The following is a 514-nucleotide window of genomic DNA, read 5'->3' on the forward strand; positions in this document are numbered from 1 at the left end:
GATGAAATATTCCAGATCAATGGTTTTTTGGGCTTTTTGTAGGGATTCGATAAGTTGTTCATATTTTGCTATTCCATTGTTTAGTACTTGGACTTTGCCGACTCGAAGCCCGCCTACAGTAAAATACCTTAAAGCATCGGCGATTATCGATGCTGAATCACTACATGTATCAGGTAACTTATCAGACTCATTATGAAAAGAGGTCAATCTTTTACGATGAATAAGCTTGGGATTTGATATGCTAAGATATAGTAAGAAACCAATGACAGGCAAAACAAGGACGATTACTATCCAATTCAAAGCTTTGGCTGGCCGACGAACTTCCCAAATTGCTATGAATAAGATAAAGAACGTATTTAACAGGTATAGAAAAAAAATCCACTCCAACTAAAATTCCTCCTTAGTTTTTCCCTTAACATGTACAAACTATGTAGCAAGTATACGTTTGGAATACGAGGAATTGTTTAGATTGAGCTTTTCTCATGAGACACCTCAAATAATTTTGTAATTAGTT

General features: G+C 35.2%; 1 pseudogene. It reads right to left on the bottom strand.

Features of this window, described 5'->3' with window-relative positions:
- Positions 1-387, bottom strand: a pseudogene (locus tag AC1UFB_RS20290) (phospholipase D-like domain-containing protein); the annotation flags it as partial.
- Between the last annotated feature and the right edge of the window lie 127 nt (positions 388-514).

It is taken from the genome of Priestia sp. KCTC 13724 (genome assembly GCF_056820425.1).